The organism is Agarivorans albus (genome assembly GCF_019670105.1).
Lineage (GTDB): Bacteria > Pseudomonadota > Gammaproteobacteria > Enterobacterales > Celerinatantimonadaceae > Agarivorans > Agarivorans albus.
On record NZ_AP023032.1, the window covers coordinates 1299761 to 1316088 of the forward strand.

The 16328-nt window shown below is 43.5% G+C and carries 11 protein-coding genes; all 11 read left to right on the forward strand.

Annotated features, from left to right (window positions below; all coding sequences use genetic code 11):
- The first annotated feature begins 43 nt into the window (after positions 1–43).
- The 11 genes from bamJ to K5620_RS06035 all read left to right on the forward strand — a co-directional run bounded on the left by bamJ (position 44) and on the right by K5620_RS06035 (position 16313).
- On the forward strand, positions 44–664 hold the full coding sequence (gene bamJ, locus K5620_RS05985; RefSeq protein WP_016402394.1) for a BamJ family beta-barrel-assembly machinery protein: 621 nt from the start codon (positions 44–46) through the stop codon (positions 662–664).
- A gap of 243 nt (positions 665–907) precedes the next feature.
- The gene (locus K5620_RS05990; RefSeq protein WP_016402393.1) at positions 908–2293 is read left to right on the forward strand and encodes a CmpA/NrtA family ABC transporter substrate-binding protein; all 1386 of its coding nucleotides are present in this window, start codon (positions 908–910) and stop codon (positions 2291–2293) included.
- A 69-nt stretch (positions 2294–2362) separates the two neighbouring features.
- Positions 2363–3385 (forward strand): ABC transporter permease, encoded by a 1023-nt coding sequence (locus tag K5620_RS05995; protein WP_016402392.1) that lies wholly within the window; start codon positions 2363–2365, stop codon positions 3383–3385.
- A gap of 15 nt (positions 3386–3400) precedes the next feature.
- Positions 3401–4240: an ABC transporter ATP-binding protein gene (locus tag K5620_RS06000; protein ID WP_016402391.1), complete on the forward strand. Its 840-nt coding sequence runs from the start codon at positions 3401–3403 to the stop codon at positions 4238–4240.
- A 220-nt stretch (positions 4241–4460) separates the two neighbouring features.
- Entirely contained in the window at positions 4461–5273 is an 813-nt protein-coding gene (dapB, locus tag K5620_RS06005; protein WP_016402390.1) for a 4-hydroxy-tetrahydrodipicolinate reductase, read from the forward strand.
- 350 nt (positions 5274–5623) lie between these two features.
- Positions 5624–9670 (forward strand): pullulanase-type alpha-1,6-glucosidase, encoded by a 4047-nt coding sequence (gene pulA / locus K5620_RS06010; RefSeq protein WP_016402389.1) that lies wholly within the window; start codon positions 5624–5626, stop codon positions 9668–9670.
- 318 nt (positions 9671–9988) lie between these two features.
- On the forward strand, positions 9989–11131 hold the full coding sequence (carA, locus tag K5620_RS06015; protein ID WP_016402388.1) for a glutamine-hydrolyzing carbamoyl-phosphate synthase small subunit: 1143 nt from the start codon (positions 9989–9991) through the stop codon (positions 11129–11131).
- Between the two features lie 19 nt (positions 11132–11150).
- On the forward strand, positions 11151–14369 hold the full coding sequence (gene carB / locus K5620_RS06020) for a carbamoyl-phosphate synthase large subunit (protein WP_016402387.1): 3219 nt from the start codon (positions 11151–11153) through the stop codon (positions 14367–14369).
- A 147-nt stretch (positions 14370–14516) separates the two neighbouring features.
- Positions 14517–14993 (forward strand): transcription elongation factor GreA, encoded by a 477-nt coding sequence (greA, locus tag K5620_RS06025; protein ID WP_040307331.1) that lies wholly within the window; start codon positions 14517–14519, stop codon positions 14991–14993.
- 58 nt (positions 14994–15051) lie between these two features.
- Positions 15052–15657 (forward strand): HAD family hydrolase, encoded by a 606-nt coding sequence (locus K5620_RS06030; RefSeq protein WP_016402385.1) that lies wholly within the window; start codon positions 15052–15054, stop codon positions 15655–15657.
- A gap of 158 nt (positions 15658–15815) precedes the next feature.
- The gene (locus tag K5620_RS06035; RefSeq protein ID WP_016402384.1) at positions 15816–16313 is read left to right on the forward strand and encodes a hypothetical protein; all 498 of its coding nucleotides are present in this window, start codon (positions 15816–15818) and stop codon (positions 16311–16313) included.
- Positions 16314–16328 lie beyond the last annotated feature (15 nt).

Below are 16328 nucleotides of genomic sequence, written 5' to 3' on the forward strand. Positions count from 1 at the left end.
GTAATCTTTTGGCTCTTTTTAACGATCAGAATTAAGAGTTCAAATGAGCGATAAATATCAAGGCGCAGCAGCGCAAGCAAGTTACGGCTACGGCCTTCAAATTGGTGAGCAAATTGAGCGTGCAGCATTCGACGGCTTAGAAGTGAATGCAATGCTTGACGGTATTCGTGACGTAATGCAAGGCGCGCAACCACAGCTTGATGAAGCAGTTATTAGTGCGGCTTTCCAAGAAATTACTAAAGAAATTGAAGCAAAAAAAGCTGAGCAACATAAAGAAGCTATGGCTGAAGGCGAAAACTTCTTAGCTGATAACGGCAAACGCCCAGAAATCAATAAAACTGAATCTGGTCTTCAATACGAAGTATTAGTTGAAGGTGAAGGCGAATCACCAAGTGCTAGCAGCAAAGTACAAGTTCACTATGAAGGTACTTTAATTTCTGGTGAAGTATTCGACAGCTCTGTACAGCGCGGTCAACCTGCAGAATTCCCAGTAAATGGTGTAATTAAAGGTTGGACTGAAGCGCTACAACGCATGAAAGTGGGCGACAAATGGAAGCTATACATTCCTCAAGAGCTTGCTTATGGCTCTCAAGGTGCGGGTGCAGCAATTCCACCTTTTGCTGCCCTAGTATTTGAAGTTGAGTTACTAGCTATTCTTGGTTAATAGAAAACTCAATTAAAAGAAGCCGGCTTTAAGCCGGTTTTTTTATGCGCCAATATTGTGCGTGCCTGTTCTAAGTTAGTGAATTTTATGAAAAAACACGAATACTCCTTTAGGGGTAATAGTGTTTGTAAGTTAATGATTTTTGGTGTTAAAAAAATGTGATCTAGATCTTGGCACATCCTTAGCTACTCCCTAAGTGTTATCACAAATTAGTTACTTCCAAATGGGTATTAGGAGCAGGGAATGCAGAAATCAGCACCATTAAGCTTACAAAAAATCATTAAGACGACCATCGCCGCTGCAGTGGTATCAGCCAGTTTTATTGGCTTTAGTCACGCAGAAGTGGGAGAGCCAGAGAAGGAAGATCTTAAGTTTGGTTTTATTAAACTTACCGACATGGCTCCACTTGCAGTGGCGTATGAAAAAGGCTACTTCGAAGACGAAGGATTGTATGTTCAGTTAGAAGCACAAGCTAACTGGAAAGTATTATTGGACCGCGTTATTACTGGTGAGCTAGATGGCGCTCACATGTTGGCTGGCCAACCTCTAGGGGCAACCATTGGCTTTGGTACTAAGGCCGACATTATCACGGCGTTTAGCATGGACTTAAACGGTAACGCTATTACCGTATCAAACGATATTTGGGCACAGATGAAACCGCACGTGCCACATAAAGATGGCAAACCTGTTCACCCAATTAAAGCCGATGCGCTTAAGCCGGTAGTTGATAGTTACATCGACCAAGGTAAGCCATTTAACATGGGCATGGTGTTCCCGGTGTCTACGCATAACTACGAGTTACGTTACTGGTTAGCTGCTGGCGGTATTCACCCTGGTTACTACGCGCCGCACAAAGGCGATACCTCAGGCAAAATTGATGCTGATGCGCTGTTGTCTGTAACGCCACCTCCGCAAATGCCATCAACCATGGAAGCAGGCACTATCTACGGTTACTGTGTGGGTGAACCTTGGAACCAACAAGCCGTATTTAAGGGCATTGGTGTTCCAGTTGTTACCGACTATGAGATTTGGAAAAACAACCCAGAGAAAGTATTTGGTGTAAGTAAAGGTTGGGCTGATGAATACCCAAATACTCACATTCGCGTAGTGAAAGCGATGATTCGTGCAGCCAAGTGGTTGGATGAAGAGAACAACAAAAACCGTCCAGAAGCCGTTAAGATTCTTTCTAAAAGCCAATATGTTGGTGCCGATTACGACGTAATTGCCAACAGTATGACGGGTACCTTTGAATACGAAAAAGGCGATAAGCGCGAAGTGCCAGACTTTAACGTATTCTTCCGTTACAACGCGACTTACCCTTACTACAGCGATGCAATTTGGTACCTAACGCAGATGCGTCGTTGGGGACAGATTTCTGACAACAAACCAGACTCTTGGTACATGGATATCGCTAAGAAAGTATATCGCCCAGACATTTACGCAATTGCCGCTAAAGAGTTAATTGCTGATGGTGTGATTGATGCTAGCGAGTTTCCTGATTTTGCTACCGAGAGTGGCTTTAAACCGCCACAAAAACACTTCATTGATAACATTGTTTACGATGGTTCAAAACCCAATGCGTATCTTGATAAGTTTTCGATTGGCCTGAAAAAAGACGACAAGATCTAAGCCGAATCGTTATTGAGAGCGGCCGGGCTTAAGGGCCCGGCATCGAGATTTGCAAAAGGAGTTGTAGAGATGAAAGACAAGTTAATTCACTCTTTAGAAACTGTAGGATTAAGCCCTATGGTACCAGTGGTTCGCTTGGCCAGCGGTGAAAACCCAAAGCAGCAATGCACCGAAATATTTGAACGAATAGGGCTGCCGATTTTGGCCATTGCTTTGTTCTTATTGTTGTGGAGTGTATCGGCGGCAAAAGTACAAACTAGCCTAGGTACCTTGCCTGGCCCAGCTCAAGTTTGGGAGCAATATCAAGGCTTAGTGGTTGAGCATAAAGAGGAGCGCGCGAAAGAAGAGGCCTTCTATGAACGCCAAGAGGCTCGCAATGCAAAGAAACTGGCTAAAAATCCTGATGCAAAAGTAAAAATACGACCTTACACCGGTAAAGAAACCTTCTTTGACCAGATACTAACCAGTTTATATACGGTGTTTACCGGCTTTATACTTGCCAGTTTAATTGCTATCCCAATTGGGGTTGCCTGTGGCTTGAATAAAAAACTCTATGGCGCGGTTAGCCCGATTATCCAGATTCTCAAACCGGTTTCGCCGTTAGCATGGTTACCAATAGTTACCATGGTGGTGAGTGCGGTTTATGTAAGCAGTGACCCAATGTTTTCTAAGTCATTCGTGACTTCGGCCATTACAGTAACCTTATGTTCGCTATGGCCAACACTAATTAACACCGCGACTGGCGTTGCATCTATTGATAAAGACTGGTTAAACGTTGGACGAGTGATTCAGTTACATTGGTCTAAGCAAGTGACCAAAATCGCCATTCCAGCTTCTCTGCCAATGATATTCACCGGCTTACGTATTTCACTAGGTATCGGCTGGATGGTGCTTATTGCAGCAGAAATGCTCGCGCAAAACCCTGGTCTAGGTAAATTTGTGTGGGATGAATTCCAAAACGGTAGCTCTAACTCACTGGGCCGTATCATGGTGGCAGTAGTAGTGATTGGTTTAATTGGTTATGTACTTGACTGGTTAATGGTAAGCCTACAAAAAATCATTTCTCATTCAAGCCCAGAAAGTGCTCGATAGGATAAGGAAAACATTATGTCTCAGTATTTAGAAATCGATCACGTTAGCATTGATTTTCCAACTAAAAATGGTCCTTTCCGAGCGTTAAATGGGGTGGACTTAAAAATTGCAAAGGGTGAGTTTGTATCCTTAATTGGCCACTCAGGTTGTGGTAAATCTACGGTGTTAAACATTGTTGCGGGTCTATATAACGCAACAGAAGGTGGTGTGGTATTAGAAGGTAAAGAGGTTTACCAACCGGGTCCGGACCGCGCTGTAGTGTTTCAGAACCACTCGTTGCTGCCTTGGCTTACTGCTTACCAAAATGTTGAGTTAGCAGTAAAAGAAGTGTTTAAGGGGCAAAAATCTAAGGCTGAAATGAAAGACTGGATTGAGCACAACCTAGAGCTTGTTCATATGAGCCACGCCTTGCATAAACGCCCTGATGAGATTTCGGGTGGTATGAAGCAGCGTGTTGGTATTGCTCGCGCATTAGCCATGCAACCAAAAGTACTGTTAATGGATGAACCGTTTGGCGCGCTAGATGCACTAACTCGTGCTCATTTGCAGGATTCTTTAATGGAAATCCAACAAGAGTTAAACAACACGGTAATCATGATTACTCACGATGTAGATGAAGCGGTATTGTTGTCTGATAAAATTGTGATGATGACTAACGGGCCAGCGGCAACCATTGGCGAAGTGCTTGATGTTAAACTTGAGCGACCTCGTGATCGAGTTGCTCTCGCTGATGACCAAGAGTACAACCATTATCGCTCGCAAGTGCTTAAGTTTCTTTATGAGCGTCAACGTAACCCGGCACAAGCTACAGAGAAAGCTAAACCGAAATTGGTTAAATCAGGTGAAGCCGCGTAATTATTACTGTTTAAACCGCTGTTACTCAGTTTTTTCCTAACAAGAAAGGCCACTACTTAAAGATAGTGGCCTTTTTAGTGCGCATGCTTCTCAATAGAACAAATAGGTTTTTAAGCACTTGAGGTTCATATTTAGGCTAAACCTCGTTTTATATAGCTTGCTTTGTTATAGTCGAGCCACAAATTAAGACGGGTGTGGCCGGTTTCAAAGGAGAATAAACATGTCGCAAGTTAGAGTGGCAATTGTTGGTTGTAACGGAAGAATGGGTAAGAATTTACTCGAAGCAGTAAATCAAAGTTCGGCCACAACCTTAGGTGCGGCAACAGAACGCCCTGGTTCAAGCTTAATCGGTGTTGATGCTGGTGAGCTAGCTGGTTTAGGCAAATTAGATATCGCCATTGTGGATAACATTGAGCAAGCAAAGGATGATATCGATGTAATCATCGATTTTACTGCACCTGTTGTTACTTTGGCTCATGTTGAGTGGGCACGCGCCAACAACAAGAAGATGGTTATTGGCACAACCGGATTTAGTGATGAACAAAAGCAGCAGTTAAAAGATGCAGCCGAAGATATAGCTATTATGTTTGCGCCTAACATGAGTGTTGGCGTTAACCTAGTATTTAAGCTTTTGGAAGTCGCCGCTAAAGTGATGGGCGATTACACTGATATCGAGATTATTGAAGGCCACCATCGCCATAAAGTAGATGCTCCTTCAGGAACGGCCCTGGGTATGGGAGAGGCGATTGCCGATACACTGGGGCGTGATCTTAAAAAAGTAGCTGTATATGGCCGCGAAGGCATTACTGGCGAGCGTGATCGAGACACTATTGGCTTTGCTACTATTCGCGCCGGTGACTTAGTAGGTGAGCATACCGCTATGTTTGCTGATATTGGTGAACGCGTAGAGATCACGCATAAAGCCTCGAGCAGAATGACCTTTGCTAATGGCGCAGTACGTGCCGCATCTTGGTTACAAGATAAGCCTAATGGTTTATTCAACATGCGAGATGTACTCGATTTGAATGATTAAGAAATAAGCTTTATTTGTCTTCAATAGTGAACGTCGCTAAGCGGCGTTTTTTTATTCCCTAAATTTAATGGCAGTACTTTATCCTGAAAAAGATCTTGAAAACGTTATCAAGGTTTTCTTTGAAATCGTTTTCAAGAATTATGTTCTTTGAGCAGTCTCACAAAGCCTATAAAAAACACACTAATGTAATATTGTGTTACTCAAAGTAACGTTGCCGTCACAGTCCTTTTTGTCGCGAAATCCTACCTTATGTGCATCTCGTCCAACGGAAGGCGAGAGTAATTAAAACCCAAACATAAAAACAGTAATTTACTGAATATCGGTTCAGTAAAAGGAAAGGAAAGGCTGACATGGATATAAAAATTAATAAGCTAGCCAAGCTTACCATGCCCATTCTAGCGACAGCTTTGCTGGCTGCTTGTGGTAGCGACGACGACAATGGTAACGGTGGCGGCGGTGGTAACGTCATTGATGGACTGTACACTGCAGGCGAAAATGAAGTTGTAATTTATTATAAGCGAGATGAAGCTCATGAGCGTGTAGATGAGTCTGCCTATGAAGGCTGGGGCTTACACCTCTGGAATGGCGAAGGTTGTACTAGTACCGACCTAGAAGCTATGGGTATTGCCGATGGCGGTACTGATTGGGGATCACCTCATCCTGCAACTGGTATTAGTGAAACTTACGGCGCTTATTACGTATTAACCGTTGACCCTGATGCTTCTGACCCACATGAATGTATGAACTTCATTTTGCACAATGGTGACGATAAAGCCTTTGGTAGTGCAAACTCAAAAGTTGAATTAACTAAACTTGAAGATGATAAAGGTATTTTTGGTTTCCACGGTAGCAGCGAGCTATTTTACGCACCAATTGCTGAGCGCCCAGTCGCCATTGATGGCGCAAAAGCGCATTGGGTTGATGCCAACACCATTGCTTGGGAAGCTGCGGGCAATGCTACTCAGCTAGAACTTCGTTACGATCCTGAAAATGGCATTGCCATGGACCCAGAGACTAAAGAAGTTACCGGTGGTACTGCGGTTGCACTTTCTACTGGCAGCTTAACTGATGAAGCTAAAGCGCGTTTCCCACACTTATCTGGTTTGAGTGCAGCAGAAATTGAAGTTGATGATGCAACTTTAAAAGCAATTCTTAAAAGCCAAATTGTTGTAGTTGCCATGGACGCTGAAGGCGTTGCAACTGCAGCCACTCAAGTTCAAAAACCTGGTGTAATTGATAAAGTATTCGTAGAAGGTGAAGGTGGTGCACTAGCAGAAGAGCTAGGTGCTATTGTTAGCGGTGATGACGTAAGCTTTAAAGTTTGGGCTCCTACAGCGCAAAGCGTTAAATTGTACTTGTACAATGATGGCGAAGAAGGTTTAACTTCTGCCGGCTCATTTGATATGGAAGAAGCGGCAAACGGCGTTTGGTCTTCTGAGCAAACTGGTGCAGTGGGTAAATACTACCGCTACGAAGTGACTGTTTACCACCCAACCACAGAAACTGTTGAAACCCGTATGGTTACTGACCCATACTCTCTAGCGCTTTCAACTAACTCTCTTTACTCTTTAGTTGTTGACTTAGATGCCGATGAGCTTAAGCCTGCTGATTGGGATAGTTACGCACGCCCTGAAATGGCTGAAGATGTAGACCACGTTTTATACGAATCACATCTACGTGATTTCAGTGTTAGTGATACTCAAGGTACTGCAGCAAACAGTGGTAAATACCTTGCGTTAACAGAGCCAGAGCGTGAGTCGGTTACTCATCTGCAAGAGTTAAAAGATGCTGGTTTAACCACATTACACATTCTTCCTGCTTTTGATATAGCAACAGTAGATGAAGAAGGTGCTATTGATATTGACGCACCGCTATCTGACCTATGTGACAAAATTCAGAAAACTGATGATTACTGTGCAGATGCTTCAGGTACTATTGAAGCTAAATTAGAAAGCTTCGACCCGACTACAGGTGATGCTCAATCACTTATGAATGATCTGCGCGGTTTAGATAGCTTTAACTGGGGTTACGACCCATTCCATTACACTGTGCCAGAAGGCAGCTATGCCACTGACGCTGAAGGTACTACGCGTATCTTAGAATTCCGTGAAATGGTTAAAGCTACACATGACATGGGTCTTAAGATTGTTATGGATGTTGTATACAACCATACCAATGCTTCAGGTGTGAATGATAAGTCGGTTCTAGACAAGATTGTCCCTGGATATTACCACCGTCGTGATGCAAATACCGGTGGCGTAGAAACCTCAACTTGTTGTGATAATACCGCAACAGAAAACCTTATGATGGGTAAACTAATGACTGATTCATTGGTTACTTGGGCGAAGGAATACAAAGTTGATGGTTTCCGTTTTGACTTAATGGGTCACCAACCAAAAGATCTAATGGTAGAGTCATTGGCCGCTGTTCGTGAAATTGATGAAGATACCTTGTTCTACGGTGAAGGTTGGGACTTTGGTGAAGTAGCCAACAACGCGCGTTTTGAGCAAGCCACTCAGTGGAACATGGCTGGTACAGAAATTGGTACCTTCTCAGACCGTTTACGTGATGCTGTTCGCGGTGGTAGCCCATTTGATAGTGGTAATGGTATTCGCGAAACCCAAGGTTTTGGTAACGCAGATACCCTAAATGAGCTAAATACTGATGCAGAAGCTTACCGAGTAGATGCTCTTCATAACCAAGACTTAATTCGTGTTGGTATGGCTGGTAACTTGCAAAAATTCATTTTGCTTGATTCAAAAGGTAATACCAAACGTGGTCAGGACGTTAACTACAATGGTGCTCCAGCTGGTTACACCTTAAACCCATCAGAGAATATCTCTTATGTGTCTAAGCACGATAACCAAACTTTATGGGACAACAATGCCTATAAAGCTACAACTGGTACAAGTGCTGCAGACCGTTCACGCATGCAAGTAGTGAGTTTGTCTACCGTTATGCTAGGTCAAGGTATTCCATTCATTCACATGGGTTCAGAACTGCTTCGTTCTAAATCTATGCAACGTGATAGCTACGACTCTGGCGATTGGTTCAACCGTGTAAGATTTGACGGCTCAGACAATAACTGGAACGTTGGTCTACCACGTGAAGATAAAGATGGCGGTAACTGGGATTTAATCAAGACCATTATTGCTGACGAAACGGCTGAACCTACCCAAGCTGATATTAAACTTGCTAAAGAGCAGTTCTTAGAGTTGTTAACCATCCGCTCTAGCAGTGACTTGTTCCGCTTAACTACCGCTGAAGAAGTACAAGCACGTGTTGACTTCCGCAACGTTGGTGAAGATCAAGTACAGGGCTTAATTGTAATGTCTATCGACAACGGCACGGGTGCCGGAGAAGATTTAGACGAAAACAATGACGCTATTGTGGTTGTACTAAATGCCACTGATGAAGAGCAAGAGTTCCCGATTGCTGGAACAGCTGGCTTTGAGTTGCATGAAGTACAACAAAACTCCGCTGACTCTGTTGTAATGGGCGCAAGCTTTGCTGATGCAACCTTTACTGTTCCTGCTCGTACTACAGCAGTATTTGTGCAGCCAAGAGATGGTGATCGAGGCACGGGTCTTCCAGTTGATACTTCTAACAAAGACTTAAGTGCAATCCCACCATTTGGTGACAATGTTGTTTACTTGCGCGGCTATACCGGCCATTGGGATCTTGACAATGCGCTTAGCTTTGATGCTAACGGTAACTACAAAATCAGTGTGAACTACGACGGCGGAGAGACTCCATTTGCTGAACATGGTTTGGTATTCACCAATGGCGACACTTGGGACAACAAGTACTCTGTTTGTAGCGGTGATGACGAACTTACCGTTGATCAAGCACTAACTATTTGTACTGGCGATGCTAACGGCAATATTGCTGCTAACTTCACTGAGGCTGGTATTTACCATATTAACTTCAATGCGAGTGATGTTAACAACCCTATCGTAACCGTGACTTATGAAGAGCCTGCTGCAGCTTGTACTGATTTACCTGTACAGGAAGGTGGTACAATTTCTGAGCCGCACTATGTACGTGGTGACTTAACTGGCTGGGAAGCTGACTCTGCTTACCAAATGCTATACAAAGGCATGGACGGTGACAAAGAAGTGTACCAAGCTGTTGTTGCTCACAGCGGTTCAGCTCAGTTCAAGATTGCTTCTGGTGACGGAAGTTGGACTAGCCAATACTTTGTAGCCGATGGCGAAGGTATTCCAGCTGCATTGCAAGCGGAGCTTAACTACGCTCTTACTAAAGGTGATGGTGGTCAAAGCAACAACACTGTGACATTAGAAGATGGAACTTGGTCATTTAAGATGATGATTGATACTTCTGTTGAGTCTGGTGTTGCTGGTGACTTCATTATTCAGGAATGTAGTGGTGAATAAGCCATAAACGAGTAAGTTATATGTGATAAAAACCAGCTCTTCGGAGCTGGTTTTTTTATGATAATTTGCCGATTAGATTCTTCATCTTGCGGCTATGCCAAGAAACTCTATCCTGCTAGGTAAATATGCTTTTTTAAGGTGTATATCCATTTTTTTTTGTTAGTGCTTTGTTTTTATAAGTTTGTATAAAAATTGATAGACCTTTCTCAATATCTCTTCTATAATCCGCGGAATTTGCCAAAATTTTATCGTATTGGGCTAAAGTTTACCCTTTAGTTCAACTTTGTCGTGTCGACAGTTCTTTGTTAGGAGGTTGCCTTGAGCAAATCAGCGCTGCTGGTATTAGAAGACGGTACCGTGTTCCGTGGAACCGCAATCGGAGCCAATGGTTCTGCCGTTGGAGAAGTTGTTTTTAATACTTCGATGACCGGATACCAAGAAATTTTAACTGACCCCTCATATGCTCGCCAAATTGTCACCCTCACTTACCCCCATATCGGAAACTACGGAACTACCCCAGAAGATGAAGAATCGAACGCTATCCACGCTTGTGGTCTAGTTATTCGTGATTTGCCTTTAGTGGCGAGTAACTTTCGAAGCCAACAAAGCTTAAGTGAATATTTGGAAGCAAGAAACGTAGTTGGTATTGCGGACATAGACACCCGTAAGCTAACGCGTATTCTTCGTGAAAAAGGTGCGCAAGCGGGTTGTATTGTAGCGGGTGAAGATTTAGATGAAGCACAAGCTTTAGCTGAAGCAAAAGCCTTCCCCGGCCTAAAAGGGATGGATCTCGCCAAAGAAGTTACCACGGCTGATACTTACACTTGGGCACAGGGGTCTTGGGATCTTAAAGCTGGGCTTCCCGCCGATAGTGAAGATAGTAAATTTCACGTAGTTGCTTATGATTTTGGTGTTAAACGCAATATTTTGCGTATGTTAGTGGACCGTGGTTGTAAACTAACTGTAGTTCCGGCTAAAACATCAGCTGAAGAGGTACTTGCCTTAAACCCTGATGGCATCTTCTTATCTAATGGCCCTGGTGACCCAGAGCCATGTGATTATGCAATCGCAGCTACCAAAACCTTCCTTGAAACAGATATCCCAGTATTTGGTATTTGTTTAGGTCACCAAATTCTCGCTTTAGCCAGTGGTGCTAAAACAGTGAAAATGAAATTTGGCCATCACGGCGGTAACCATCCGGTTAAAGATATCAAACATGACCGCGTAATGATTACTGCGCAAAACCATGGTTTTGCAGTAGATGAAAAAACCTTGCCAGAAAATCTAACAATGACTCACTTCTCATTGTTCGATCAAAGCTTGCAAGGCATTCATCGCACAGATAAGCCAGCGTTTAGCTTCCAAGGTCACCCAGAAGCCAGCCCTGGTCCGCATGATGCAGCGCCATTGTTTGACCACTTCATTGAATTAATTGAGCAGCGCCTTAACGGCCAAGCGTAGGTAGAGAGCAGCAGAACTTATGCCAAAACGTAGTGATATAAAAAGTATTCTAATATTGGGCGCAGGCCCAATTGTTATCGGCCAGGCTTGTGAATTTGACTATTCTGGCGCTCAGGCTTGTAAAGCCTTGCGTGAAGAAGGTTACCGAGTCATCTTGGTTAACTCTAACCCCGCTACTATTATGACTGACCCAGAGATGGCTGATGCAACTTACATCGAGCCAATTCACTGGGAAGTGGTAGAGCGAATTATTGAAAAAGAACGCCCAGACGCAGTATTGCCGACCATGGGTGGCCAAACCGCCTTGAACTGTGCGCTAGAGCTTGAAAGCAAAGGCGTGCTAGAGAAATACAATGTTGAAATGATTGGTGCGACTGCTGACGCGATTGATAAAGCAGAAGATCGTAATCGTTTCGACCAAGCGATGAAAAGCATTGGCTTAGCGTGTCCAAATGCGGGTATTGCTCACTCAATGGAAGAAGCCTACGGCGTATTAGAAGAAGTTGGTTTCCCATGTATTATCCGACCTTCTTTCACTATGGGCGGCACCGGTGGCGGTATTGCATATAACAAAGAAGAGTTTGATGAGATTTGTGCCCGTGGCCTAGATCTTTCGCCAACTAGTGAGCTGTTGATTGATGAAAGCTTAATCGGTTGGAAAGAGTACGAGATGGAAGTGGTTCGTGATAAAAACGATAACTGTATTATCGTTTGTGCCATTGAAAACTTCGACCCAATGGGTGTGCACACTGGTGACTCAATTACCGTAGCACCAGCACAAACGTTGTCAGATAAAGAATATCAATTGATGCGTAATGCGTCGCTTGCAGTTCTGCGTGAGATTGGTGTTGAAACTGGTGGTTCTAACGTACAGTTTGGTATTTGTCCAAATACTGGCCGTATGGTTATTATCGAGATGAACCCTCGAGTATCTCGTTCATCTGCGCTAGCGTCTAAAGCGACTGGTTTCCCAATTGCTAAAATTGCAGCTAAATTGGCAGTAGGTTTTACGCTTGATGAATTGCAAAACGACATTACTGGCGGCCAAACACCTGCTTCGTTTGAGCCTTCAATCGACTATGTTGTAACAAAAATTCCTCGCTTTAACTTCGAGAAATTTGCTGGTGCTAACGATCGCCTAACCACTCAAATGAAGTCGGTGGGTGAAGTTATGGCGATTGGTCGTAACCAACAAGAATCGCTACAAAAAGCCTTGCGTGGCTTAGAAGTTGGCGTTGATGGTTTTGACCCAATTGTTGATTTAAATGCATCTGATGCAATGGAAACTATTCGCCACGAATTACAAAATGTTGGTGCAGACCGTATTTGGTATATCGCTGATGCTTTCCGTGCTGGCATGTCTGTTGAAGATGTATTCTCTCTTACTAACATCGACCGTTGGTTCTTGGTTCAAATCGAAGACATTGTATTGCTAGAAAACCAAGTAGCTAAAGAAGGCGTAGCCAGTTTAGATGAAGCAACACTGCGTAAGCTAAAGCGTAAAGGTTTTGCCGATGCTCGTTTAGCTAAATTAACTGGTGTATCGGATAAAGAGATCCGTAAGTTACGCCATCGTTTAGAAGTGTTGCCAGTATACAAACGAGTGGACACCTGTGCTGCTGAATTTGCTACCGACACTGCTTACATGTATTCAACTTACGATGAAGAGTGTGAAGCTCAACCATCTGATAAGAAGAAAATCATGGTGTTGGGCGGCGGACCTAACCGTATTGGTCAAGGTATCGAGTTTGACTACTGTTGTGTACATGCCGCGCTAGCGATGCGTGAAGACGGTTACGAAACCATTATGGTTAACTGTAACCCAGAGACCGTTTCAACAGACTACGACACCTCAGACCGTTTGTACTTTGAACCGGTAACGCTTGAAGATGTACTAGAGATTGTACGTGTAGAGCAGCCAACCGGTGTTATTGTTCAATATGGTGGCCAAACGCCACTAAAATTGGCGCGTGAATTGGAAGCGGCTGGCGTGCCTATTATTGGTACGTCTCCAGATGCGATTGACCGCGCTGAAGACCGCGAACGTTTCCAAGTTGCAGTTGATCGCTTGAAGCTTAAGCAACCAGAAAACGATACGGTTTCAACTACTGAAGAAGCTGTTATCTCAGCAGAGCGTATCGGTTATCCATTAGTTGTTCGTCCATCTTATGTACTAGGTGGCCGAGCAATGGAAATTGTTTACGATGAGCAAGATTTACGTCGCTACTTTAAAGAGGCTGTAAGTGTGTCTAACGACTCACCAGTTCTTTTAGATAGCTTCCTAAATGATGCGGTTGAAATTGACATCGATGCTATCTGTGATGGCAAAGATGTGGTTATCGGCGGCATTATGGAGCACATCGAACAAGCGGGCGTTCACTCTGGTGATTCGGCCTGTTCATTACCTGCTTATACGCTAAGCCCACAAATTCAAGACCGTATGCGTGAGCAAGTTCGTGCGCTAGCATTAGAATTAGGTGTAATTGGTTTAATGAACACCCAGTTTGCGGTTAAAGATGACGAGATTTACTTAATTGAAGTAAATCCACGTGCAGCACGTACTGTGCCGTTTGTATCTAAGGCAACGGGTGTACCAATTGCCAAAGTAGCGGCACGTGTAATGGCCGGCATTTCTTTAGCCGAGCAGGGAATAACTAAAGAGATTATCCCGCCGTTCTACTCAGTTAAAGAAGTGGTATTACCGTTTAACAAATTCCATGGTGTAGATCCAATCTTGGGCCCAGAAATGCGCTCTACTGGCGAAGTGATGGGAGTAGGTGCTACGTTTGCTGAAGCCTACGCGAAAGCTGAATTAGGTATTGGTAACGATGGCCCTAAAGGTGGTCGAGTATTGCTTTCGGTTCGTAACTCAGACAAGAAACGAGTTGCAGAGCTGGCTGCTAAACTGCTTGAGCTTGGCTACGAATTAGACGCTACTCACGGTACCGCAGTTGCTTTAGGTGAAGCTGGCATTAACCCTCGCTTGGTGAACAAGGTTCATGAAGGTCGCCCGCATATTCTTGACCGTTTGAAAAACGGTGAATATAGCTACGTGATTAACACTACTGAAGGTCGTCAATCTATTGAAGATTCACGTCAATTGCGTAGAGCTGCGTTAGCGCAAAAAGTTAATTACACGACTACGCTTAACGGTGCCTTTGCGACTTGCCAGGCTCATAATGCTGATGATCGCGGCACTGTGACTTCTGTTCAAGATTTGCATAAACGTATCAGCTAATTAGCAATTATCGTTATAAGCAAAGCGGCGAAGATCTTCACCGCAGCGTAAAATAGCGTTACACTGCAATTATTAGTACAAGTAAATTTGGCTGTCATCGACAGCCAAATTTTTTTCTGTTTTTCTAGTTTTGTTGAGTTATTAAGTATGAAACCAGTTCCTATGACGGTGCGTGGCGAAACGCAATTACGTGAAGAGTTAGAGCATTTAAAAACAGTGGTTCGTCCAAAAATTATTGACGATATCGCGGTAGCTCGTGAGCATGGCGATCTTAAAGAAAACGCTGAATACCACGCTGCACGAGAACAGCAAGGTTTTTGTGAAGGGCGTATTCAAGATATTGAAGGTAAGTTAAGTAACGTTCAAGTTATTGATGTGACCAAAATGACCAACAACGGTAAGGTGATTTTCGGTTGTACAGTTACCTTGTTAAACCTTGATACAGATAAAGAGGTTACCTACGGCATTGTGGGTGATGATGAAGCTGATATTAAGCAGAATCGTATTTCTGTTAATTCGCCTATTGCCCGTGGACTTATTGGTAAAAATGTAGAAGACGAAGTCACCGTGGTTACACCAGGTGGTGAAGTTGAGTACGAAATTGTAGCGGTTGAATATATTTAGATTCAGAACTTGTTAAAAAAACGCAGCGTTATGCTGCGTTTTTTATTGGAGAAGCACCTTGTTAGCAATAGATTACGCGAAGTATGACGCCTTCATTTTTGATATGGATGGCACCTTGGTTGACTCAATGCCAGCGCACCTAGCAGCTTGGGAAGACGCTTTAAATAAGCAAGGTTTACCTATTCATATTCATTTTGTAGCTGAGCGCGGTGGTATGCCAACACTCAAAATTGCAGAGCAATATCAGCAACATTACCAAGTAAATATTGATGGCCCTAAGCTATTAAACGACAAACGCGCGGGGTTTGACGCTTTGTGGCATAAGGTCGAGAGGATACCTGCAAGCTGTGAAGTACTGGCTGAATTCGCAAGCAGCAAAAAGCTGGGCTTAGGCACTGGCGCTGAGCGCGTTAACATGGACCGAATTACCAATAACCTAAAGCTTACTGACTATTTTCAGGCTATGGTGTGTGCTGAAGACGTGGCGGCGCACAAACCAGAACCGGACACCTTTTTGCAAGTAGCGCAACTTTTAAAGGTTGAGCCAAAGCGCTGTTTAGTGTTTGAAGACACTCCTTTTGGTATTCAAGCGGCGCACAATGCGGGAATGGATTGTGTAGTTGTGAAAAATTTCCAACTGGCTGAGTTTTTACCTTTGGCTTAACCTTGGTTTAAACGTCTGCTAAAAAGTTATTTAGTTTAGTTATTCTGTTGGCTTATTTTAGATATGCAGATGATTAATTGTGTGCGAAGTTGATGTTTGTTATAGTATAAAAGTTCACCATGGATTGGTTGTTTATTAACTGATTTAGAGGTGGCTTAATGTCTATGCAAGTAAACTCCAATTCGATGTATGCTTATTCTCCCGCTGCTACATCGACCTCAACCGCTATATCTAGTACCTCAAATAAGCCAAGTTATGGCGATATTGTCGATAAAATCTCCGATGAATATGATCAATTGTCTCCAGAAGAGCAACGTAATGCGCGGCTATATGTTGGTGGAGAAGTTGAGAGCTATCAGCAAAAGCAACAAGCCGAAATAGATGCTAAGCGTAACACTGTTGTTGGTGTTTCAGCGGTTAATCATCAGCAAAATTTATTAGATATTTACTATACCAGCTCTACGGGTAACGAAACCAAAAGTAGTGAAAGCAATCCGGTAAGCTATAAAGCGTTAGAGAGCATTAACAGTAATTTAGAGCAGCAAAAGCAAGTAAATCAGCAATTAGCTATTGCTGAGTTTTATGCCAAGTATGGTGGTAGTTCAGGTTCAGACCCTCAGCCGGAGCCCTATCAGCCAGTTTCTATTGCAATTTAGATATAAAAAAAGCGG